Consider the following 655-nt stretch of genomic DNA (forward strand, 5'->3'; position numbering starts at 1 on the left):
CTCCGTTATTGCCGAAGACCTTTACATAGTAATCCCCGGGTACCAGGCCGGTAAAGTCTGCTCCGGTGGTATTGCTGGCTACTGCAGTGGTGCCACTGTCCTTATACAATTCGTAGCGGATGATATCGCCCGTAGTCGTACCGATCTTAACCACGCCGTCCTCATCCCCGTAACAGGTCACGTTCGTGCTGCTGATCGATACCGTTAGTTCCTTGGGTTCAATGATGGTTTCCGTGCCACTGCTGGCTTCACACTCATCGCTCTCTTCTCCGTCATTGCCGAAGACCTTTACATAGTAATCGCCCGGAGTCAGACCTGTAAAGTCTGAACCATCGGTATTGGTTTGTACTGCAGTGGTGCCACTGTCCTTATATAATTCATAGCGGATGATATCGCCCGTAGTCGTACCGATACTCACCACGCCGTCATCATCCCCGTAACAGGTCACGTTCGTGCTGCTGATCGATACCGTTAGTTCCTTGGGTTCAATGATGGTTTCCGTGCCACTGCTGGCTTCACACTCATCGCTCTCTTCTCCGTCATTGCCGAAGACCTTTACATAGTAATCCCCGGGTACCAGGCCGGTAAAGTCTGCTCCGGTGGTATTGCTGGCTACTGCAGTGGTGCCACTGTCCTTATACAATTCGTAGCGGAT

At 51.8% G+C, this 655-nt stretch carries 1 protein-coding gene; it reads right to left on the reverse strand.

The genetic code is table 11. The features are described 5' to 3' along the window. A partial coding sequence (locus ACFQ3Q_RS14075) for a hypothetical protein (RefSeq protein ID WP_380746929.1) occupies positions 1 to 655 on the reverse strand: 655 nt, incomplete at both ends.

It is taken from the genome of Salegentibacter chungangensis (assembly GCF_042678405.1).
In the GTDB taxonomy this organism is placed as follows: domain Bacteria; phylum Bacteroidota; class Bacteroidia; order Flavobacteriales; family Flavobacteriaceae; genus Salegentibacter_A; species Salegentibacter_A chungangensis.